We start from the raw sequence: 20,940 nt of genomic DNA on the forward strand, positions 1-20,940 counted from the left end.
GCAGGCCCGTTCGGTCGTCTCGTTAGCCTCTCCGCCGACGGGCAACCACAGAAGCAAGGGAACAGAACGCATGGCGCTAGCTCGCGTCGACTGGCAAGACGTGTCCCCGCACGTTCGCGAGGTCATCGAATCGCGGACCGGCCCGGTGCGGTCGGCGCGGACGGTGTCGGCCGGGAAGCATTCGGCGGTCGCGCTGCTGCTGGACAGCTCCGGGGGACGGGTGTTCGTCAAGGGGCTCCGTACCGATCACGTAGGCATCATGACGCAGGCGCGCGAAGCGGTCATCGCGCCGTTCGTGGGGGCGGTGTCGCCGCGCCTGCTGTGGTGGGTCGAGGCTGACGGGTGGGATCTGCTCGGCTTCGAGTGGATTGAGGGGCGCCACGCCGACTACCGTCCCGGTTCGCCTGATCTTCCGGCCGTCGTCGAGATGATGCAGCGGCTCGGCACCATCACCTGCCCGGACCTGCCGGAGGTCAAGCGGCCGGAGAAGCGGTGGCGCAAGTACGTCGACGACCCGGCCGAGCTTGAGATGCTCACCGGCTCGACGCTGCTGCACACCGACTACAACCCGGCGAACGTGCTGATCGACAGCTCGGGGACGGCGCACCTGATCGACTGGGCGTGGCCCACACGAGGCGCCGCGTTCATCGACCCGTGCGTGCTGGTGTACCGGCTGATCGCCGACGGGCACACGCCCGCCACCGCCGAGGCGTGGGTGCGCGACACCCCGGCGTGGGCAACCGCGTTGGCCGAGGCGATCGACGTATTCGCCCGCGCCAACGCCCGCGTGTGGGATGAGCTCGCCGCCGAGGCGCCCGAGGACCGGTGGAAACGGAAGATGTCCGAGGTCACCCGCGAGTGGGCGGAGAGCCGCCGAGGCACCGCGCGAACGTCGAGGTAGCGGTTCCGCAGGTGCGTACCGGCGGGTGTCGGGGGTGACGGGCATGATCGGCGCTCGTCACTGTCCGCCCGTTCGAGGGGGCGCCGTTGGCATCCGCAGTGGAACAGCTCGGCCAGGCGATCGCGACCGCGGTGAGCAAGATCAAGGCGGCGGCCGGTGCCCTCACCGAAGCGATCGAGCGGTGCGAAGAGGGAAACGAGCACCTCGCGACGGCGCTGCAGGGCGCGGCCGACGACGAGGTGCTCGCCGCCGCGCAAGCCCAGCAGGCCGTGCCGCAGGAACTCGCGACGGTGCGTCAACAGGTGCAGGCGATCGAGGCGCAGCTCGACGCCTACCGGGAACGAAACGGGATTCCCTCGGGCGCCCCGCCGAGCGCCACGGCGGCCCCCGCTTCGCCCGCGACCAGCTCGGCGGCATCCGGCTCGGCGCCGTCGGCCCCGGCCCGCTCGGACCTACCGTGCCCGCCGCAGCCGGGTAAGACGCACGGCCGGTGGATCAACAGCGACGGCGACACGGTGAAGCTGGAAAGCGGCAAGGGCGGCGAGTACTACGAGGCCACTCGGCAGCTCGCCGTCGAGCACGGGCTCACGCGCGGCCACGTCAACGCGGAACCGGCGATTGCCCGCCACGTCGAGACGCAGTTCGTCGCCCGGATGATCGACCAGAACATCACCGAGGCCGAGATCGAGATCAATCGCCCGGTGTGCGGCACGACCCCGAAAGATCAGCAGTGGCCGAACACCTGCGACCAGTGGCTTTCGAGGTTCCTGCCGGAAGGGTGGAAACTGACAGTGAAGGACGGATCGAGCCCGGACGGGCGCCGCTACGTCGGGCGGAAGGTGAAGGAATGAGCATCACGGCAGGTTGGGCAGTGATCGGCCTCGACGGCTCGTATCAAGGTCTGAACGCGACCCTGAACACCCCGGACGAAGTCGCCGGGTTCGTCAAGCAGCTCGCCGACCCACAAGCGGACTCGGCCCGGCTGGTGCACAACGGCCGCCCGCTGTGGGACGCGGAAACGAACTTTCCCGATCACGACGTGTTCGCCGCCATCGTCGACGGGTTCGGCTACCTCTCCTACCAAGACGCCACCCGCGGCAAGGCATACCCCGAGGGCGATCCCGCCTCGGAAGGCTGCGAGTTCGACGACGATGACTTTCCGCCCGGTTCCGGCCTGCCTGTCGAGCGGTTCGCCGAGGTGCTCGTCGAGTTCCTCCGCACTGCCGACCGGCCCGCCTCGGTGACGTGGCGCGACCTGTACCCCGAGGCCACGGGCGAATGAGCCGCTCGACGCCGGTCACGTTCCGCGCTGGCCGGCGCGAGCGCAGCGTGACGAGCTGCAGGTCGACGACCTGCCCGTGAACATGACGAAACGCCCCCGCCCGCGTCCGGTTGCGGGCACACAACCGGGAGTGCAGGCGGGGGCGTTTCGGTGCCCGGCGGTAGCGAACCGGGCCATTCAGGGGGCTACTCGCCGGGCCGGGTCGGTGGCGCGGCGGGCACGAGCGGGGTGCCGTCGGTGGCACGGGGCCGGGCGAGGCTGGTCACCTTCCGGCGCGTCCACCAGGTCAACGCGACCGAGGCCAGCACACCCACGACGGACACGATCGAGGCGAGGGTCGCGTCGTCGAGGGCGAGCCACCCGGCGCCGACGAGGGCGACCAAGATGACGCGCACCACCTCGGCGATCGCGGCCGGTTCGGTCTGCGTCGGCAAGCCCGCCGGTTGGGCTCGGTGTGCGGGTTCGCTCACGACGCCCCCTCGGTCGGCATCTGGTCGCGGACCTCACCGACAACGACCGCCCCGGCGTCGGCGTTGGCCGGGTCGGCGGGAGTTCGCCCGTGCACCTCGACGGTGACGGTGTTCTGCTGCAGGGCGGTCGCGACGGCGTCGTGCACCGCGGCCTTGATCCCCTCGGGGTCGAGGTCGTGGTCGGTGGCCAGGAGTTCGGCGAGCTTGTTCGCGGTCGCGTCAAGCGCGGCGAGGCGCTGCTCGATTGAGCCGAGTTTGCCCTCGTTGCGGAACGTTGCGGCGTTGCCGTCGGCGAGCAGGTCGATCGGCCACACGTCGTGATCCACACCCGGCGGCCGTCGGGCGGGCTGCCAGGTGTTGAACATCTCCACGAGCATGGCGACGACGGTTCGGCGGCCGAGGGCGGTCGGCCATCCCTGAATCTGTCCTTGCGGTCCGCGGGGGCCGAGCAGCTCGTTCTGAATGCTGAACAGCGCGGCGCGTTCATCGGGTTGCAAGTCGTCTACCTCCTGTGCTGCGAACGTGGGCGACCCGCCGCCGAGTAGCGCGGCGAGTTCGTCTCTGGAACCGCGGAATGCGTTGCAGTCCACGGGCGAACGCCCGGCGACCCGTCCCTCGTCGCTGTACTGCAGGACCGCGACCGGTAGCCCGCCGTAGCCGCCCCACAAGCCGTCGAGCCATCCGCGGTTGCGGGCGTAGACGTCGGCGGGGGCTCCGGCCCGACTGTTCGGATAGCGGCTGTACCAAAGGGGCGGCAGTCCACGCAGGTCCGGGCGGCCGATCTGCCGCCGATACCACTCGGGCAGGTACAGCAACGGAGTTCGCCACCCGGCCGCGTTGAGCCGGTGCGTGATATCGCGGGCGAGCGCGGCGTTCCCACCGCCGGCCTCGACATCGAGGATCACCCCGACCTCACGGGGCACCGTGCGCATGATGTGCTCGGCCTGCGCTGCGGCGCCGATGTCACCCTCTTGGTAGTGGTAGACGGCGTGCAGCAGGCCAGCGGCGCGCGCCTGGTCGAGGTGGCGGCGAAATTGCGGATCGACGCGCGTGCCTTGACTGGCCTTGATGATCGCGAAGTCGATGCCCTCGCGCTTGGCGCGGTGCAAGTCGATTCCGGCCTGATACCGGGGAATGTCGATACCCCAGATCACGGGCCCCCTCGGGTGTCGGGATCAGACCGGGCGCGTCGCTCGGCCTGGTCGTGGGTCTGGTTGTGGTGGTGGGCGTGGGTTCCTCGCGGACGCAGGCGAGGCCGTCGTAGGTGGCGCCGTCGGGGCCGGGCCGGGGTGGGGTCGGGTTGGCGTTGTACCTCGACGGCCTTGCGGCACGCATCGCCGACTCGGGCCGCGATGCTCGGGTCGGTGGCGCAGAGTTCCGCGAGCGGGTCGGCGACCTGCCGGGCGTCCTCGGCGTTGTCGACGGCTTGCTGCTCGGCCAGCGTCGCGCGCCCGGCTTGCTCGGCGGCGTCGTGCTGCCGTGCGGCGAGCTGCCACGTCAACCACGCCACCCACACGACGACGAGCACGATCACCCCGGCGCGGATTCACGACCACGTCATGTCGTGCCCTCGCTCGTCGAGCTTCTCGACGACCTGCAGGATCTCGTCGAGCGTGACGATCCGGGCCCGGTGCCGCACCTCGGCGGGCCGTTCCACACCCTGCGTGGGGTCGTCGCTGCGCAGCCCCTCGACGATCGCCGCCTGCATGAGCTTGTTCAGCACCACCAGCCGGACCCGGATCGTGCCGTCGGATCGGCCCCGCCGCTTGAGGTCGGCTTTCATCGCCCGCACGTCCGCCGCTGTGATCGCGGCGACCGGGGTCTCTTCTCCGAAGTGCTTGATCAGGGCGCGGACGTTGCTGCGGTACGACTTGTTCGTGTTCTCCGAGTAGGCGAGATCATCGGCCCACGCTGTGGCGAACGGGCCGAACTTGCAGGATCGCACCCGAGCCTCGCCGCGGAAGTACGCGGCGTTCTCGCGCTCCATGTCCTGCCACCAGCGGTTGCCCTCGCGCAGGGTGGCGAACGTCTTGGTGCCGCCGATCTTGCGCTTGCCGGGCTTGCTGAAGAAGTCGTACCACTCAGCGCGGTAAGGCTTGGCCGCGTTCTCGCGGCCCTTCATCAGGTAGCACGTGCCCATGCTCGTCCGGTCCCTCTCGACTCAGACGCGCACACGTGGGCACTAACGGCGACCGTAGACGGACGGCGGCGGGCTATCGAGCACCGGTGTTGATCTTGTGGGTATTTATCGCACCCACACCCACACCGTATGGCCAGAGTGGACGGTGCCCACACTGCCCGTGACCTGCCGAAACAGGACTACCCGACCCCACCGCCGCCACCGGCTACAGTTACTCGCGAAATCGGCGGTCCCGGTGCGGAGCTGGGGCAAAAATAAGTCGGGGATCCCGGAGCCCAGGCGGCGTCTGAGGTTTTGCCACCCGCACCGCGACGCTAACCACTTGTGAAACGGTCTCTGACGCGACGGTGCAGGCCTCGCGTTATTGAGCGGCCGCAAGGTTGCGAATCGTCGTCCTTCCCGTGGCGCACAAGCTGAATCGTTCCCGCGGCGGAGAACTTCGCGAAGGGTTTACAGGGCGTCGATCCGTCGGCTACCTTCTCTCGCCAAGACCAGAGGTCAGACCTCAGGTCGCAACGAGGAGGTTTGCCATGAGCAAGGGTGGGGCGGCCGCCGGGCCGCCGCAGTTCCTGCTGCACGACGAGGGCGACTCGGTGGCCGTCGCCGTGCAGGACCTGCAGCCGGGCGCGGTGCAGGGCGCGGTGCTGGCCAACGGCCGCCGATGCGAGTTCGTGATCAAGGACGAGGTGCCGCTGGGGCACAAGTTCGCCGTCGTCGAACTGGCCGAGGGCGCCGACCTGGTCAAGTACGGCATTCGGGTCGGGACGACCACCAAGCAGATCGCCGTGGGCGACTACGTCCACGTCCACAACGTGAGGAGTGCTCGATGGGCCACCAGTCGCGCGGTCTGACCGGCTTCCGCCGCCCGAACGGGGCGGTCGGGATCCGCAACCACGTCGTGATCCTGCCGGTTGACGACCTGTCCAACGCCGCCGCCGAAGCAGTCGCGCACGTCGTACCGGGCACGCTCCCGCTGCCGCATGCCTTCGGCCGCCTACAGTTCGGCGAGGACCTGGAACTGACCTTCCGGACCCTGATCGGCACCGGCCGCAACCCCAATGTCGCGGCGGTCGTGGTGATCGGCATCGAGCCGAACTGGACCAACCGCGTCGTCGAGGGCATCGCCGCGACCGGCAAACCGGTGGTGGGCTTCGCCATCGAGCGCAGCGGCGACCTACGCACCATCGAGAAGGCCGCGCGGGAGGCGCAGCGGATGCTGCAGGACGCCACGGAGATCCACCGCGAGCCGGTGCAGCGGCACGAAGTGATGATGTCGATCAAGTGCGGCGAATCGGACACCACCAGCGGACTGGGCTCCTGCCCGACCACGTCGGAGGCCGTGGACCGGTGGGTGGCCGCTGGTGGCACCGTGCTGTTCGGCGAGACCAGCGAGCTCACCGGGGGCGAGCACCTGATCGCCGAGCGCTGCGTGGACGACGAGGTGCGCAAGAAGTTCCAGTCGATTTACGACGACTACATCGCCACCATCGAGGCCACCGGGGCGAACCTGCTGGGCTCGCAGCCGACCCAGGGCAACATCACCGGCGGCCTGTCGACGATCGAGGAGAAGGCGATGGGCAACATCGCCAAGACCGGTTCGGTGCCGGTGGTCGACGCGATCCGGGAGGCCGAGGCGCCCACCAAACCCGGCCTGACCTTCATGAACACCTCATCGGCGGCGGCCGAGTGCGTGACCCTGATGGCGGCGGGCGGGGCCGCGGTGCACCTGTTCCCCACCGGGCAGGGCAACGTCATCGGCAACCCGATCGAGCCGGTCATCAAGATCAGCGCGAACCCGACGACGGTCGCCACCATGGGCGAGCACATCGACGTCGACGTCAGCGGGCTGTTGCGCCTGGAGTACGGCCTGTCGGAGGCCGGTGACCGGCTGATGGAGTGTATCGACCGCACCGTCAACGGCCGCCTGACCTGCGCCGAATCCCTGGGCCACCGCGAGTTCACCTTCACCAAGCTCTACCCGAGCGCTTAACCGGACAGGTGCCGACCGGCCACGGCACGCGCGTGGCCGGTCCACCCGACTTCGAGGAGAGGCCCTGTGGCCGAACAATCCACCACCTACGTCGCGGGCCGGTGGCACGACCCGGACCGCCGTGTCGACGTGCGGAACCCGGCCGACGGATCCGTCGTCGGCAGCATCGGTTACGGCGGTGCGCCGGAAGCGACCGCTGCCGCCGACGCGGCGGCCGACGCCTTCGCCGACTGGGCCGGCAAACCCGGGCGCTACCGGGCGGACCTGCTGCGCGCCGCCGGCGAACTGCTCGCCGAGCGAGCCGAGGACATCGGCCTGCTGCTGGCCCGCGAGTCCGGCAAGCGACTGCCCGAAGCGGTCGGCGAGATCCGGTTCTCCGCCGAGTATTTCCGGTGGTTCGCCGAGCAGGCCCGGCGCCCGGAAGGCCAGGTGTTCCCGCACGAGCAGGACGACCGGCGGCACCTGACGTTCCGGCGACCGGCCGGGGTCGCGGTCTCGCTGACGCCGTGGAACTTCCCGGTGTCCATCCAGGCGCGCAAGCTCGCCCCGGCGTTGGCGGCGGGTTGCACCGTGGTCGCCCGCGCCTCCGAGAAGGCGCCGCTGGCGGCGGTCGAGCTCGTCCGTTGCCTGGCCGATGCGGGGCTGCCCGCCGGGGTGCTGAACATGGTGCACGGCAAGGCCTCCGAGCTGACTCCGGCGCTGCTCGCGCACCCTGCGGTGCGGGTCGTCAGCTTCACCGGTTCCACCGAGGTCGGCCGCCGGATCATGGCCGCCGCCAGTGACCGGATCGTGCGACCGTTGCTGGAATTGGGCGGCGACGCGCCGTTCCTGGTCTTCGACGACGCCGACCTGGACGCCGCGGTCGACGGCGCGATGGTCGCCAAATTCCGCAACAACGGCCAGTCCTGCATCGGGGCGAACCGGTTCCTGGTCCAGGACGGCGTGCACGACGAGTTCGTCTCCCGGTTGGCCGAGCGCGTCGACGCGATGACGGTCGGCGCCGGCACCGCCGATCCGCTGCCGGACCTGTCCGCGCTGATCGACGACGCGCGGGTCAAGGCGGTCAACGCCGTGGTCGAGGAAGCGATCGCGGCCGGTGCGACCCGCGTGACGCGGGAGTTCGGCCTGCCGGGCACCGGCAGTTTCGCCGCGCCGGCCCTGCTCACCGACGTCCCGGCGCACGTCTCGCTGGCCCGCGAAGAGGTTTTCGGTCCGGCTGCGGGCATCTTCCGGTTCTCCACAATGGACGATGCGATCCGGCTGGCCAACGCGACCGAGATGGGCCTGGCCGGTTATGCCTACACCCGGGACGCCGCGCGGCTGTTCCGGCTCGGGGAGCGCCTGGACGTCGGCATCGTCGGCTTCAACAGCGCGCTGCCCTCGGTGGCGTTCGCGCCGATGGGCGGCACCAAGCAGAGCGGCCTGGGCCGGGAAGGCGCCGAGATCGGCATGGAGGAATTCACCGAGACCCGGTACGTGGCTGTGGGTGGTGTGTGATGGGTGATCGCATCGTGGTGGTCGAGGACGTCTGGGGTGCGGCGCTGAGCGACCTCGCGCGCACCCACGAGGTCCGGCGGCACCCGGACGCCTGGATCGACCCGGACATGCTGCGGGACGCCGTCTCCGAAGCCACCGCCGTCGTGGTGCGCAACCGGGCGCAGGTCACCGAGGAACTGCTGTCCGCCGCCCCGGATCTGAAGATCGTCGCGCGCGCCGGGGTCGGCCTGGACAACATCGACGTCGCCGCCGCCGACCGTGCGGGCGTGGTGGTCTCGGCCGCGCTCGGCGCCAACGCGGTCAGCGTCGCCGAGCACACCCTGTTGCTCGCGTTGGGAGTTCTGCGGGAGGTCGTCGCACACGACCGCGACGTGCGGGCCGGTGGCTGGGAGCGCAGGGCCGGCGTGGAGCTCTCCGGCAAGACCTGGGGGCTGCTGGGCCTGGGCGCGACCGGGCTGGCCGTGGCGAATCTGCTGCGCGGATTCGGGATGCGCATCATCGGCCACGACCCGTACGTGGACCCGAAGGATCCGCGACTCGGCCGGGTCGAGGCCGTCGGTCTCGACGAGGTGCTGGCCCGCGCCGACGTGCTCAGCGTCCACCTGCCCGCGACGGCCGAGACCAAGAACCTTCTCGACGCCGCCCTGCTCGGCCGCATGAAACCCGGTGCGGTGCTGGTCAACGTCGGACGCGGCGAGGTCGTCGACGAAGCCGGGCTGGCGGCGGCGCTGCGTTCCGGACACCTCGCCGGTGCCGGGTTGGACGTGCGCGGCACCGAGCCGCCCGGCCCCAGCCCCTTGGACGAGGTCGGGTCGGTGATCTACACGCCGCACATCGCGGGGATCACGGTCGACAGCCAGGAACGGATCGTGGCGCGGCTGGTGGACGACATCCGCGCGGTGCTCTCCGGTGCCGATGCGAGGTGTTCGGTCGGCAAGCTCGCCGGGGTGCGGCGAGGTGCGGCGTGAGCACCGTGGGCGAACTGCGGCGCCAGGCCGCGGATCTGCTCATCGGCAGCGGCATGCAGCCCGAGCACGCCGAGCGTTGCGCACAGCTGCTGGTGCTGGCCGAGGCGTGGGGCATTGCATCGCACGGGTTGCTGCGGCTGCCGTATTACCTGGAACGGATGGCCGCCGGGGGATGCCGCCCCGACGCCGAGCTCAAACAGATTTCCGACCAGGGCGCCGTGGTGGTCTACGACGGCGACACCGGGCTCGGGCACTGGCAGCTCTGGGAGGCCGCGGTCACCGCGAAAACGCGTTGCGGCCACACCGGAATCGCCGCGGTCGCGGTGCGCAATTCATCGCACTGCGGTGCGCTGGGCGCATACGTCTACCCGGCGGTCGAGGCCGGCATGGTGTCGCTGGTGTTCAGCAATGGCCCGGCCGTGATGCCGCCGTGGGGTGGGCACACGCCGGTGTTGTCCACCAGCCCGCTGGCCGCCGGTGTGCCGAGCCGGCCGCACCCGCTCGTGCTGGACCTGGCCACCAGCGCCGTGGCGCGCGGCAAGATCGCCGCACGGGCGCGCGGCGGCGAGCCGCTGGAGGAAGGCTGGGCGTTCGACGCCGACGGCCGTCCCACCACCGACGCGCAGGCGGCGCTGCACGGAATGCTCGCCCCGCTGGGCGGCGCGAAGGGCTACGGCCTGGCGCTGCTGGTGGAAATGCTCACGGCCGGTCTGGTCGGGCCGACACCGGCGGCCGACATGCCGGACATGTTCACCCACGGGCACCACGCCCGCCCCCAGGGCATCGGGCACCTGGTGGTGACGATGACTCCGGAGTTCTTCGACTCCGAAGGCGCAGACCGGTTCGATCGGCTCGCGCGGCGGATCGCCGACGCGGGGGGCCGGCTGCCGGGGCGGCAGCGCGTCGCGCCGTCCGATCTCGACGATGCATTCGTCCTGGACGTGGCTCCGGCTACGCTCCAGGAACTCGACGGCTGGGCGCATCGCCTCAGCAACCAGGCCTGATCGCTTAGCCGATCGGGAAAGCGGCCGTGAGCCAAGGAGGTCTCGGTGGCCGGACAAACCCATGTGATCAGAACCCCCGCCGATGTCGTGGAGCTGGTGAACTCCGGACGGGTCAAGGGCGGCAATTCGCTGGCGATCGTCATCATCGCGCTCGGCGGCGTGTTCATCGATGCCTACGATTTCACCAGCCTGTCGTTCGGAATCTCATATGTGAAGGAGGAGTTCGGGTTCGGCTCGCTGACCGAGGCCGTGGTCACCGGCTCGATCATGGTCGGGGCCCTGCTGGGCGCGCTGTTCGGCGGCTACTACACCGACAAGATCGGCCGCTACAAGATGTTCATGGCCGACATGATCTTCTTCGTGGTGGCCGCGATCGGCTGCGCGGTGGCGCCCAACCTTGCGGTGCTGATCTTTTTCCGGTTCCTGATGGGACTGGGCATCGGCCTGGATTTCCCGGTGGCGCTGAGCTTCATCGCCGAGTACACCGCCACGCGCGGCAAGGGCCGGTCGGTGAACCTGTGGCAGGTGGTGTGGTTCATCGCCATCGGCGCGAGCTTCGCCGTGCTGCTGCCGTTCTACTTCCTGATCCCGGCGGAGTCGCACACCTGGCTGTGGCGGATCGCGGTCGGTTTCGGCGCGGTGCCGGCTTTGCTGGTGATGCTGGTGCGGCACAAGTACATGCAGGAGAGCCCGTCGTGGGCGGCCGGTCGTGGGGACCTGCACGCAGCGGCGGAGATCCTGCGCAAGTCCTACGGCATCGACGTCCAGGTGGCGCCGGACGCGCCGCCGGTGCAGGTCGCCGAGACCACGGCGAGCCCGCGCAACTTCCTGGTGCTGTTCAACCGGAAATTACCGCAAGCGGACGATCCTGGCGGCGTTCGTGGCGATGATGCAGAGCGTGCAGTATTTCGCGGTCGGGTTCTACCTCAGCGCGATCACCGCGACATTGTTCGGCAAGTCCACCCTGCTGCAGATCGTTGGCCCGTTGGGGTTCAACTTCATCTTCGGCGTCGGGGGAGCGTTGCTCGGTTCGGCCCTGACGCAGAAGTGGGGTTCCCGCAAGCTCGCGATGCGCGGCTTCTTCTGCAGTGCGGTGCTGCTGGTGGTCATCGGGGTCAGCGGCCCGTCGCTGCAAGGCGGTTTCGCCCTCGTGGGCGGACTCCTGGTGGGCCTGTTCATCTTCACGCATGCGGGCGGACCGGCGGCGCAAGGGATGACGCTGGCGACGTTGTCGTATCCGACGCACCTGCGCGGCGCGGGAACCGGGATGGCGCAGGCGGTGTTGCGGATCGGTTCCATCGGCGGCCTCACCTTCTTCCCGATCATGACCGAGTCATTCGGGCTGAGCGCGCTGATCTTCCTGGCCGCGGCCCCGGTGATCGGCTTGCTCACGACACTGCTCATCAACTGGGAGCCGGTCGGCCGGGACATCGACGCTGAAGAGCTCGCTGCGGCGCGACCCGGGCTGGCAGCAAAGAAAGGGATATGACGAGTGAGCGACGGCAAGCAGTATTCGATCGGATTCGTCGGCGTCGGCCGGATGGGGGGCGCGATGGCGCGGAACCTGCGGGCGGCCGGGCACCGGGTGACCGTGTTCGACCCGAACCCACGCGCGGTCGAGCAGTGCACGAAGGCCGGGACGGCGGCGGCGCAGTCGGCGGCGGATGCGGTGGCGGACAAGGAGATCGTGTTCACCAGCGTGCCGATGCCGCACCACCTGCTCGACCTCTACAGCGGGGCGCGGTCGGTGACCGCGAAGCTCGCTGCCGGCGCGGTCTGCGTCGACGTGTCCACAATAGATCCGACGACGGCCCGCGCGGTCGCCGACGAGTTGGCCGGGCACGGGATCGAGTTCGTCGCCTGCCCGGTCGGAAAGGGTCCGGCCCAGGCCGAGGCCGGCACCATCCCGCTGTTCACCGGCGGACCGCGAGCGGTGGTGGACCGGCTGCGACCCGTCCTCGCCGCGATCGGCGAACCGGTGCACTACCTCGGTGCGGTCGAGGCCGCGACCATGTTCAAGCTGATCTCCAACCTGGTGGGGATGGCCAACCTTGCCGCGCTGGCCGAAGGCTTCCAGCTCGCGCAGCGGGCGGGAATCCCCGCCGATGCATTCGATGCGGCGTTGCGCGATACCGGCGCGCATTCGGCCCAGGTCGATATGCGGCTGGGCTTCCTGGCTGCCGACGACCACAGCAACCGCTTCGCGGTGGACCTGGCGGCCAAGGACCTGCGACTGGCGGTGGACGCGGCCGCCAGGTGGTCGCAGCCGATCCCGGTGACCTCGCAGGCATTGCAGCAATTGGTCGCCGCTTCGGCGGCAGGCTGGGGCGGCGAGGACGTGACCGCCCTGGTCAAGGCCATCCGGCCGAAGTGACGGCGTCCCGGCCGGGCGGCTTGCACTGCGGAGCCGCCCGGCCAGCGGGTCAGGACTGGCTTCCGGCGCGTTCTTCGAGCCGTTGCAGGGCGGTGGCGCGGGCCGCGTGCACGTGGCTCAGGGCGGCTTGCCTGGCCGCGTCGGGGTCGCCGGCGAGCAGGGCGTCGAGGATCCGCTGGTGGTCCTCGCGGGACTTTTCCACCCGGCCCGGCACCATCAACGTGGTCTGCATGCCTTCGTTCAGGATTCGCTGCAGGACGCCGAGCGTCTGCTGGAGGAACTTGTTGCCGGCGGCCTCCACGATCGCCAGGTGGAAGGCGGCGTCGAGCTCCTGGAGCCGGTCGAAGTCGCGCGGCACCTGATCGGCGACCTCCTTCATGGTCTTGAGCACGTCGGCGACTCGTTGCAGCGCCTCGGCATCCTGCCGTTCGGCGGCCCAGCCCGCCGCGGGGACCTCAAGCACCTCGCGCATCGCGAACAGCTCGCTGATCGAGTGGTGCCGGGTGGCCAGCGCCTCGCGGAGTTCGCGTGTGGTCTCGGGTTCGGCGATGAACACGCCGCGACCGTGCACCACCCGCACGACGCCACGGGCCTTGAGCGCGCCGATCGCCTCGCGCACCGTCGGCCTGCTCACCCCGAGCAGTTCGGCGAACTCGCGCTCCGGTGGCAGCCGGTCGCCGGGGGAGAGGCGGCCCGAGTCGATGGCCTGCATGATCTGCTGCTCGACCCGGTTCGCGACCGAACCCGGCGACAACCGCTCCCACATTCTGCATCAACCTCCGAGACAAGTGGTCAGGTCTCCTGACCACACGCGGAGTCTACGCCGTTCCCTGTTTCCGCGGTTGGGCCCCTGCCGGGATTTGGCTCACGACCAGCCGGGTTTCGGCCGCGGTCAGCCGTTCGGCCACGGCGGTCGGCGGCTGTCGATCCGTGATCAACGCGTCGAGCCGGTCCAGCGAGCAAAGCAGAACCGGTGCCGACATCGCGAACTTGGTCTCGTCGACGAGCAGGACCACCTGGTCGGCGATGTCCATCAGGGCCAGTTTGGTGGGGCGTTCGATGTCGGAGGCGACGTAGACGCCGCGGTCGTCGACGGCAGCCGCGCCGAGAAAGAACGTGCGTACCCGCAGCCGGGCGGCGGCATCCACCGTCATCGGGCCGACGAATGCCTCGCTGACCGGGTAGAGATCGCCGCCGAGGCCCACGACCCGAGTGCCGCCTTGCGCGAGAAAGTGCTGGATGACCGGGATCGAGTGGGTCACGACCGAGCCGGTGAACGACGCGGGCAGCGTCTCGGTGAGCGCGCAAACGGTGGTGCCGGCGTCCAGCGCGATGGTGTCCTGCGGGCCGATGAGGTCCGTTGCGGCCGTCGCGATGCGCTGCTTGGCCAGGGCGTTGGCCTGCGCGCGGCCGGAGAAGCCGACGGTGTCCTCGGGCGGCAGGTGTACGCCGCCGCGTACCACCGAGACCTCGCCCCTGTCCTCCAGTTTGCGCAGGTCGCGGCGGATCGTCATGTCCGAGACGCCGAGTCTTCCGGCCAGGTCGGCGATGGAGACGAATCGCTGTTCGCGCAGGGTCTCGACGATCCACCGGCGTCGGGCGGGCGCGGTGTCGTAGCGGAAGACGTCGTCGGTCACCTGTCTGATTTTACACAGATAGATGTTGACTTTCGAACATCTGTCGTTTACATTTCCTCGCCATCTGTTGACCCGATCACGGGAGTTCCGATGTCACGCAATCCGTGCCACGCCTGCGAGGTCTGGCCGCGACGGTCGGCCGCGCGATGAGTGCGAGGTAGGGGCGATGGCGACGAGGCCCCGGGTGGCGGTCATCCCCACCGCACGCGCGACCTTCGCCACCGACGCCGCCCGGGAACGGACGCACGCGGCCCGCGAACTGCTCGCCGAGCTGGGCGCGGATGTCGTCGGGCCGACCGAGCTGGTGCTGACACCGCAGGACGCCGAATCCGCAGCGGCGCACCTGGATCCCGCGCCCGATGTCGTGATCAACGTGTGCGCGAGCTTTTCGGATGCCGGGCCAGCCCAGCGCCTGTACGGCGAGCTGGATCGGCCCGTGCTGCTGTGGGCGTTCCGCGAGCCCGGCCCGGTCGGCGACCGGTTGTGGCTGAATTCGCTGTGCGCCGCGAATCTTTTCGGCCACGCACTGGTCCGCGCCGGTGGGCGTGCGCGCTTGCTCTACGGCGACCCCGATGAACAGGGCGTCCGCGAGGCGCTGGCCGGGGTGCTCGCGGGTTCGCCGCCGGACGCGCCGGAATTGCCTTCGGCGCAACGGGAACGCGCCGACCGGAACCAGGCGCGGCAGGCGCTGGCGACGCTGCGCGGCAGGCGGATCGGGCTGATCGGTGACGCTCCGCCCGGCTTCACCCCCTGCGAATACGACCAGGAGTTGGTCCGGCGGTTGTTCGGCATCGAGGTGGTGCAGCTGACCATCGACGAGGCGCTGACTGTCGCCAGGGCGGTCACCGAGGCTGAGCGCGACGAGGAGCTACGGACGGCCATCGCGGATCGGCCGACGCTTCGGCGGCTCGACCCGGCGCACGTCGAGCTCGCCGCGGCGGTGACCTCAGCCCTGCGGGCGTGGACCGCGCGGGAGGCTCTGGCCGGACTGGCCGTGCGCTGCTGGCCGGAGTTCCCGACCGAGTTGGGCGTGTGTCCCTGCTCGTCGCTGTCCCGGCTCGCCGATGCGGGAATCCCGACCGCGTGCGAGCGCGACGTCTACGGCGCGATCACCATGCTGCTGCTGGAGGCGCTTGGATCGGGAACGACCTACCTCGTCGACACCGTCGATCTCGACACCGAGCAGAACCTGGTGCGCGCCTGGCACTGCGGGTCCGCGGCGACCAGCCTCGCCGCCGATCCGCGGCGGGCCACCCAAAGCGTGCACTGCAACCGCAAGATCGGCGTAGTCGGCGACTTCCCGCTCAAGACCGGGCCGGTGATGCTGGCCCGGCTGGCCGAACAGCCGGGCGCACCGGGCGGGTTGCGGTTGCTGATCGCCTCCGGCGAATCGGTGCCCGAGCCGAACCGTTTCCAGGGCAACACCGCCGCGATCCGGCTCGACGCCGACGCCGAAACCTTCATGCACGGGCTGGTGGCCGGCGGTTTTCCGCACCACACCGTGCTCGCCTGGACCGATGTCCGGCCGCGGCTGCGCACCGCCGCGGACCTGCTCGGGATTCCCGTAGTGGAGTGGTGACCGGCGCAGCGCCCATCGCAGCAGCGCCCATCGCAAAGGGGCAACAATGGCGTAGGTGCGGGGATTCGCGGTACCTGCATTCTCACCATGGCCTGCGTCGTCCTGGCCGGTCGGAAGTCCCGCGAAGGGCAGGTGACGACGATCTCGGCCTCGCGCGAGCGCGTTAAGTAGCTCTACTCAGGATCGGTGCGCGCGGTGCGTTATACGGTCGCTCGGGTTTAGGGAGGACCGACGACATGAACGCGCACTTGGCCGGAGTTGCCGTGCATCTGCCGGAACGGGAGGTCAGCACGACGGAGGTCGAACGGCGGATCGCGACGGAGAGCGCTGCGTTCCGGCCGCCCGCCGGGATCATCCAGCGACTGACCGGCATCGAGTCCCGGCACGTGCTCGGCGACGAGGAGCAGGCATCGGACCTGGCCGTGGCGGCGGCGCGCAAGCTGCTGGCCGAGACCGGCACCTCGGCCGAGGAGGTCGAGCTGTTGCTGTTCGCCTCGGCCAGCCAGGACATGGTCGAGCCCGCGACCGCGCACATCGTGGCCGCCAAGCTGGGACTGCGCTGTCCGGTGATGGATGTCAAGAACGCCTGCAACAGCGTGCTCAACGGCATCGAGGTCGCCGATGCGCTGATCACGGCCGGTCGGTACGGGCGGGTACTGCTGGTCAGCGGGGAGTTGCCGTCGCGGGCCATCCGGTGGAACGTGCCTGACATCGGGGCGTTCCTGCGCTCGTTTCCCGGATACACGCTTTCCGACGCGGGTGCCGCGCTGCTGCTGACGGCGGGGCGAGCCGGGGTGCTCGGCAGCGGGTTCAGCGCCGACTCCTCCCAGTGGGACGTGGGCACCCTGCCGTGCGGGGGTTCGGCGCATCCACGTGATCCCGAGTACAGCTACTTCGCGATGGACGGCGGGCGGCTGAAGTCGGCCTTCCTGCGGTTGGGTACCGGCGTGCTGGACGAGACGCTGGACCGTCTCGGGCTCGGTTGGCACGACTTCGCCGCCGTGTGCGTGCACCAGGTTTCGCTGCCGTACCTCCATGTTTTCGCCGAGCGGGCCGGGGTTCCGGCCGACAAGCTCGTGGTGACGATCCGGGAGCAAGGCAACGTGGCGTCGGCGAGCCTGCCGTTGCAGCTGGCCGTCGCGCAGCAGCTGGGGCGTTGCGGGCCGGGGGATCTGGTGGCGTTGGTGGGCTTGGCCGGCGGGGTCAGCCTCGGGATCGTGGTCATCCGGCTCTGACCCGGCCGCAGGCGGTGGTGCCCGCCGACCGGCATCGCCGCGACGATGGAAGTGCTTGCCGCGCAACGGTTTTCAGGTTTCGGCCTGGTCGTCGTCGATCGAGGTGCCGCCGACTCCGCCCGGATCCAGCGCTGGCCGGCTCGACCACGGCAACCACGCCAAACGACTGCGCAACCCGGGCGCTGCCGTGTTTTCGCTGTTCAGCGAGTTCCGGGGGCACGTGATCAAGCCAACGGCTCAACTGGCCGGAAGCCGCGTACCCTGGACCGGCAGCACCTGAGGTCAGAACGGGAAGCAGGGGAGTGCGGTGTTCTTAACAATCCTCGGTTGGATCGTGTTCGGCCTGATCGCCGGATTCATTGCCCGAGCCATCGTCCCGGGCAAGGACGACATCGGCCTGATCAGGACGATCCTGCTCGGCATCGCGGGTTCGGTGGTGGGCGGATTCCTGTTCGGTCTGTTCACGGTCGGCATCCGGACCTTCCAGCCGGCGGGCTGGATCGGCTCGATCATCGGCGCGGTGATCGTCCTGGTCGTCTACAACCAGATCACCGGCCGCAAGCGGCGCCTGCGCCGCTGACCACGGCCGTGAGCCCGCGGTTGTGCGCGGGGCCGTGAGTCATTTGGGCAGCCGTAGCTGCTCAAGAGACTCGCGGCCCCGTTCGCGTCTAGAGCATCAGGGCTTGCGGCCGACCCCGGCCATGCCGGTGAACCTCTCGGGGTGCTCGCCGACATCGGTCGCGGCGGCGGGCCGCCACTGCGGAAGGTGCACGACACCCGGCTCCACCAGTTCGAATCCCTCGAAGAAGGACTTGATCGCGGCGCGAGGGCGCATGGTCAGCGGGGTGGACGTGCGCTCCCGGTAGAGGTTGGCGTGCGACGGTGCCACATCGGGCCGGCCCTCGTCAGTGGCGTGCGAGAGGATCAGGAAGCTGCCCGATGCGAGCGCGTCCCGGTACCGGCAGACGATCTTGTACGGCTGGGCCTCGTCGCCGACGAAGTGCAGTACCGCGACCATCATCAGGGCCACCGGCTGGCTGAGGTCTAGCAGCTCCGCGACCTCCGGGGCACCGAGCACCTGGTCCGGGTCCCGCAGGTCGGCGCGGACAATGGTGGCGTCCGGGTTGACCCGTAACAGGTTCTTGCTGTAGGCGACCGCGACCGGGTCGGTGTCCACGTAGACCACGCGAGTGCCCGGCGCTTCCTGCTGGGCGACCTCGTGCACGTTGCCGACCGTGGGGATGCCCGAGCCGAGGTCGAGGAACTGGCGAATGCCCTGGCCGACGCAGTACTGCACGGCCCGGCGCAGGAAGCCCCGGTTGGCCTGCATGATCAGCGGCAGCTCCGGCCACATCCGGATTGCGTCTTCGGCCATCTGCCGGTCGATCGCGAAGTTGTGGTCGCCGCCGAGATAATAGTCGTAGACCCGGGCCGCGTTGGGCTTGTCCAGGTCGATGTTCTCCGGTTCCGACGGCAGGTCCGACATCCGTTCCTCCTCACGGCTGGGCGATGCTTTCCATCACCCAGCCGTGATGTTAATCCTGTCCGTTATGTCGTGCCCCGGAGGTCGGCCACCCGATTACGCGACGGACTCGGCTTCGTTGCCGAGCTTGACTACCACGCCGAGGGCCAGCAGGGCGACCGCCGCGCCGCCGGTCATGGTGATCGCCATCGCCGGTCCGTCGTTGCCGAGGAGACCGACCAGCGGCGCGATCAGTGCGCCGAGGCCGAACTGCGCGGCACCCAGCAGCGCGGCGGCGGTTCCGGCGGCCTCGCCGTGCCGGGACAGCGCGAGCGCCGGGGCGTTCGGCAGCACGAAGCCCATCGCCCCCAGCACCAGCCACAGCGGGATGATGAACCCGTACAGGCCGCCGGTTCCGCTGGTCGTCAGCGCCGTGAGTACCAGGCCGGCGAGCGTCGCCGCCACCAGCGCGCCAGTGACGATCTGCCTGGGCGTGTACCGGTTGAGCAGCACGACGTTGAGCTGCGAGGCACCGATCAGCGCCACCGCTCCGATGCCGAAGACCAGCCCGAACGCCTGCTGGTTCAGGCCGTACTGCTCCTGCAGCACGAACGACGACCCGGCGATGTAGGAGAACAGCGCCGACATGGCCAGCGCCGCCACGATCGCTAGCAGCACGAAGTTACGGTCGGTGAGCAGGGACAGGTAGGTGCGCAGTACCGGGCGGAACTCCGCCGCCTGGCGGCGTTCCGGCGGCAGCGACTCCTTCAGCGCGAAGATGGCGACGACCAGCAGGACCGTGCCGAGGATCGCCAGCGCGCCGAACACGCCGCGCCACGACCCGGCCAACAGGATGGCACCGCCCAGCGTCGGGGCGAGGATCGGCGCCACACCCATCACCAGCATCAGCCGGGACAGCGCGGTAGCCGCCGCGCGCCCGCTGAACAGGTCGCGGACCACGGCCAGCGCGACGACCATGGTCGCGGCCGCGCCGACGCCTTGCAGCGCGCGCAGCGTGCCCAGCACGGCGACGTTCGGCGCAACGAGGCACGCCACCGACGCCACGATGTGCAAGGCGGTTCCGCCGATCAGCGGAATCCGCCGACCGACGATGTCGGAGAACGGGCCGATCAGCAGTTGGCCCAGTCCGAGCCCGAGCAGTGTGCCGGTGAGGGTCAGCTGCACAGTGGACGCGGAGGCTTGCAGGTCGTTGCCGATTGCCGGCAGGGCCGGCAAGTACATGTCGATGGTCAGGGGCCCGAGGGCGATGAGCGCCCCCAGCACGACGATTACCCGCAACCGGTCGAGTCCGGTTGGCTCATCGGTCACCGGTTGCGCACGGTGTGCCTCCGATGGGCTGTGCACCGCAACGTTGTCCATCGTTACCTTTCGAATTCACCGCGCGGGTGAGTGGAAGATTCTGACTCGGGCTTCAGCGATGGACTCGATCGTTTTGTTCCCCGCTCGGCGATGAACGTGCTGTGATGCGGGATACATCGGTCCGGAACCCATTGCTCCAGGCGGTGTTTCGCAAGGGTTACGTTCGCGTTGCGTTAACTATCCATTATGGACACTTAACAACCTGTTCGGAAAATGTCAACCGAATTTCCACCGAGGGCGATTTCAATGGAAATCGGCGTGCTGGTTTCCATTGAAATCGCCGCACGATCCACAGTGGTCGGTCAGCCTTGGGCGAGCAGTCCGCGCATGGTGTCGATCTCGGCCTGCTGCGCGTCGATGATCTGCTTCGCCAGCTGCTTCGCGGCCGGGAACTGGCCGGAGCCTAGCTCGGTCTGCGCCATTGCGACCGCGCCCTCGTGGTGTTTGATCATCAGCGACAGGAACTGCCGATCGAACTCCGCGCCCCGAGCCTGGTCGAGCTGCTTCATCTCGGCGTCGGACATCATGCCCCCCATGCCGCCGTGATCCATGCGGCCATGATCCATGCCGCCGTGATCCATGCCGCCGTGATCCATGCCGCCGTGATCCATGCCGCCGGGGGCCATGCCCCAGTCCCGCAGCCAGCCGGTGAGCGTCTCGATCTCCGGGCCCTGTGCGGCCTCGATCTGGCGGGCCAGGTTCCGGACCGCCTCCGACTGCGCCCGCTCCGGCACCAGTCGCGCCATCTCGATGGCCTGCTGGTGGTGCGGGATCATGCCCTGGGCGAAGGCGACGTCGGCCGCGTTGTTGGATGCCTGCGGGCTGGCATCCGGCTGGGCCGCGCTGGTCGGCATTCCGTGCCCCGGCATGGTGCTCATCCCGTCGTCGCCGCAACCGGCCAGGATGGCCGCAGCGGCGAGCGCGCCGATCGTGGCGGTTAGCACGCGTGTGTGTTTCATGGTGTTGTCCTCGTCTTTCGTGAGCTGAATCAGGCAGGCGGGATCGCGCCACGGGATCCGTG

The 20,940-nt window shown here is 69.6% G+C and carries 23 protein-coding genes and 1 pseudogene; 15 read left to right on the forward strand and 9 right to left on the reverse strand.

The window, feature by feature from the left end; translation table 11 throughout:
* The first annotated feature begins 70 nt into the window (after positions 1–70).
* From BJ970_RS25410 to BJ970_RS25420, 3 genes are all read left to right on the forward strand, one after another.
* Positions 71–901 carry an aminoglycoside phosphotransferase gene (locus BJ970_RS25410; protein ID WP_246471015.1) on the forward strand — a complete coding sequence of 277 codons (831 nt, stop codon included), beginning with the start codon at positions 71–73 and terminating at the stop codon, positions 899–901.
* A gap of 86 nt (positions 902–987) precedes the next feature.
* Positions 988–1,752 (forward strand): DddA-like double-stranded DNA deaminase toxin, encoded by a 765-nt coding sequence (locus BJ970_RS25415; RefSeq protein WP_184728524.1) that lies wholly within the window; start codon positions 988–990, stop codon positions 1,750–1,752.
* Complete coding sequence (locus BJ970_RS25420; protein ID WP_184728525.1) at positions 1,749–2,183, forward strand: Imm1 family immunity protein; 435 nt, start codon at positions 1,749–1,751, stop codon at positions 2,181–2,183. The genes BJ970_RS25415 and BJ970_RS25420 overlap by 4 nt, the downstream gene beginning before the upstream one ends.
* Before the next feature lie 185 nt (positions 2,184–2,368).
* Here the strand turns inward: BJ970_RS25420 and BJ970_RS25425 are convergent, their stop codons facing one another.
* From BJ970_RS25425 to BJ970_RS25440, 4 genes are read right to left on the reverse strand one after another with little or no spacing between them, the layout of a single operon-like run.
* Positions 2,369–2,653 carry a hypothetical protein gene (locus BJ970_RS25425; RefSeq protein WP_184728526.1) on the reverse strand — a complete coding sequence of 95 codons (285 nt, stop codon included), beginning with the start codon at positions 2,651–2,653 and terminating at the stop codon, positions 2,369–2,371.
* Entirely contained in the window at positions 2,650–3,807 is a 1,158-nt protein-coding gene (locus BJ970_RS25430) for a glycoside hydrolase family 25 protein (protein ID WP_184728527.1), read from the reverse strand. Before BJ970_RS25430 ends, BJ970_RS25425 begins: the two co-directional genes overlap by 4 nt.
* Positions 3,804–4,187: a hypothetical protein gene (locus tag BJ970_RS25435; protein ID WP_184728528.1), complete on the reverse strand. Its 384-nt coding sequence runs from the start codon at positions 4,185–4,187 to the stop codon at positions 3,804–3,806. Before BJ970_RS25435 ends, BJ970_RS25430 begins: the two co-directional genes overlap by 4 nt.
* A 12-nt stretch (positions 4,188–4,199) precedes the next feature.
* Entirely contained in the window at positions 4,200–4,793 is a 594-nt protein-coding gene (locus BJ970_RS25440; RefSeq protein WP_184728529.1) for a tyrosine-type recombinase/integrase, read from the reverse strand.
* A gap of 530 nt (positions 4,794–5,323) precedes the next feature.
* Between BJ970_RS25440 and BJ970_RS25445 the strand changes: the two genes are divergently transcribed.
* The 8 genes and pseudogenes from BJ970_RS25445 to BJ970_RS39635 all read left to right on the forward strand — a co-directional run bounded on the left by BJ970_RS25445 (position 5,324) and on the right by BJ970_RS39635 (position 12,626).
* Positions 5,324–5,644: a UxaA family hydrolase gene (locus BJ970_RS25445; protein ID WP_184728530.1), complete on the forward strand. Its 321-nt coding sequence runs from the start codon at positions 5,324–5,326 to the stop codon at positions 5,642–5,644.
* Entirely contained in the window at positions 5,620–6,783 is a 1,164-nt protein-coding gene (locus BJ970_RS25450; protein ID WP_184728531.1) for a UxaA family hydrolase, read from the forward strand. The genes BJ970_RS25445 and BJ970_RS25450 overlap by 25 nt, the downstream gene beginning before the upstream one ends.
* A gap of 66 nt (positions 6,784–6,849) precedes the next feature.
* A complete protein-coding gene (locus BJ970_RS25455) occupies positions 6,850–8,280 on the forward strand; it encodes an aldehyde dehydrogenase family protein (RefSeq protein WP_184728532.1) in 1,431 nt (476 codons plus the stop codon).
* On the forward strand, positions 8,280–9,248 hold the full coding sequence (locus BJ970_RS25460) for a hydroxyacid dehydrogenase (RefSeq protein WP_184728533.1): 969 nt from the start codon (positions 8,280–8,282) through the stop codon (positions 9,246–9,248). Before BJ970_RS25455 ends, BJ970_RS25460 begins: the two co-directional genes overlap by 1 nt.
* Positions 9,245–10,252: an Ldh family oxidoreductase gene (locus tag BJ970_RS25465; protein WP_184728534.1), complete on the forward strand. Its 1,008-nt coding sequence runs from the start codon at positions 9,245–9,247 to the stop codon at positions 10,250–10,252. Before BJ970_RS25460 ends, BJ970_RS25465 begins: the two co-directional genes overlap by 4 nt.
* Positions 10,253–10,348: 96 nt before the next feature.
* Positions 10,349–10,993, forward strand: a pseudogene (locus BJ970_RS40180) (MFS transporter); the annotation flags it as partial.
* Positions 10,962–11,741: an MFS transporter gene (locus tag BJ970_RS40185; protein ID WP_376775133.1), complete on the forward strand. Its 780-nt coding sequence runs from the start codon at positions 10,962–10,964 to the stop codon at positions 11,739–11,741. The pseudogene BJ970_RS40180 and the gene BJ970_RS40185, both read left to right, overlap by 32 nt.
* Positions 11,742–11,744: 3 nt before the next feature.
* Positions 11,745–12,626 carry an NAD(P)-dependent oxidoreductase gene (locus tag BJ970_RS39635; RefSeq protein ID WP_221467314.1) on the forward strand — a complete coding sequence of 294 codons (882 nt, stop codon included), beginning with the start codon at positions 11,745–11,747 and terminating at the stop codon, positions 12,624–12,626.
* Between the two features lie 49 nt (positions 12,627–12,675).
* Here the strand turns inward: BJ970_RS39635 and BJ970_RS25480 are convergent, their stop codons facing one another.
* Both BJ970_RS25480 and BJ970_RS25485 read right to left on the reverse strand, forming a co-directional pair.
* Positions 12,676–13,392, reverse strand: coding sequence for a FadR/GntR family transcriptional regulator (locus tag BJ970_RS25480; RefSeq protein ID WP_184728536.1), 717 nt, complete (start codon positions 13,390–13,392; stop codon positions 12,676–12,678).
* Between the two features lie 52 nt (positions 13,393–13,444).
* Positions 13,445–14,263 carry a DeoR/GlpR family DNA-binding transcription regulator gene (locus BJ970_RS25485; protein ID WP_184728537.1) on the reverse strand — a complete coding sequence of 273 codons (819 nt, stop codon included), beginning with the start codon at positions 14,261–14,263 and terminating at the stop codon, positions 13,445–13,447.
* A gap of 166 nt (positions 14,264–14,429) precedes the next feature.
* On the opposite strand from BJ970_RS25485, the gene BJ970_RS25490 reads away from it, so the two are divergent.
* From BJ970_RS25490 to BJ970_RS25505, 4 genes are all read left to right on the forward strand, one after another.
* On the forward strand, positions 14,430–15,842 hold the full coding sequence (locus BJ970_RS25490; protein WP_184728538.1) for a hypothetical protein: 1,413 nt from the start codon (positions 14,430–14,432) through the stop codon (positions 15,840–15,842).
* 236 nt (positions 15,843–16,078) lie between these two features.
* Positions 16,079–17,077, forward strand: coding sequence for a 3-oxoacyl-ACP synthase III family protein (locus BJ970_RS25495; RefSeq protein WP_184728539.1), 999 nt, complete (start codon positions 16,079–16,081; stop codon positions 17,075–17,077).
* Positions 17,078–17,132: 55 nt separating this feature from the next.
* Positions 17,133–17,357 (forward strand): hypothetical protein, encoded by a 225-nt coding sequence (locus tag BJ970_RS25500; RefSeq protein WP_184728540.1) that lies wholly within the window; start codon positions 17,133–17,135, stop codon positions 17,355–17,357.
* 27 nt (positions 17,358–17,384) lie between these two features.
* Entirely contained in the window at positions 17,385–17,657 is a 273-nt protein-coding gene (locus BJ970_RS25505) for a GlsB/YeaQ/YmgE family stress response membrane protein (protein WP_184728541.1), read from the forward strand.
* Between the two features lie 96 nt (positions 17,658–17,753).
* Here BJ970_RS25505 and BJ970_RS25510 read toward each other — a convergent pair whose 3' ends face one another.
* From BJ970_RS25510 to BJ970_RS25520, 3 genes are all read right to left on the reverse strand, one after another.
* Positions 17,754–18,563 carry an SAM-dependent methyltransferase gene (locus BJ970_RS25510; RefSeq protein WP_184728542.1) on the reverse strand — a complete coding sequence of 270 codons (810 nt, stop codon included), beginning with the start codon at positions 18,561–18,563 and terminating at the stop codon, positions 17,754–17,756.
* Positions 18,564–18,656: 93 nt separating this feature from the next.
* The gene (locus BJ970_RS25515; protein ID WP_312864406.1) at positions 18,657–19,868 is read right to left on the reverse strand and encodes a multidrug effflux MFS transporter; all 1,212 of its coding nucleotides are present in this window, start codon (positions 19,866–19,868) and stop codon (positions 18,657–18,659) included.
* Between the two features lie 353 nt (positions 19,869–20,221).
* A complete protein-coding gene (locus tag BJ970_RS25520; RefSeq protein WP_184728544.1) occupies positions 20,222–20,878 on the reverse strand; it encodes a DUF305 domain-containing protein in 657 nt (218 codons plus the stop codon).
* Positions 20,879–20,940 lie beyond the last annotated feature (62 nt).

The sequence above is a fragment of the Saccharopolyspora phatthalungensis genome (assembly GCF_014203395.1).
Lineage (GTDB): Bacteria > Actinomycetota > Actinomycetes > Mycobacteriales > Pseudonocardiaceae > Saccharopolyspora > Saccharopolyspora phatthalungensis.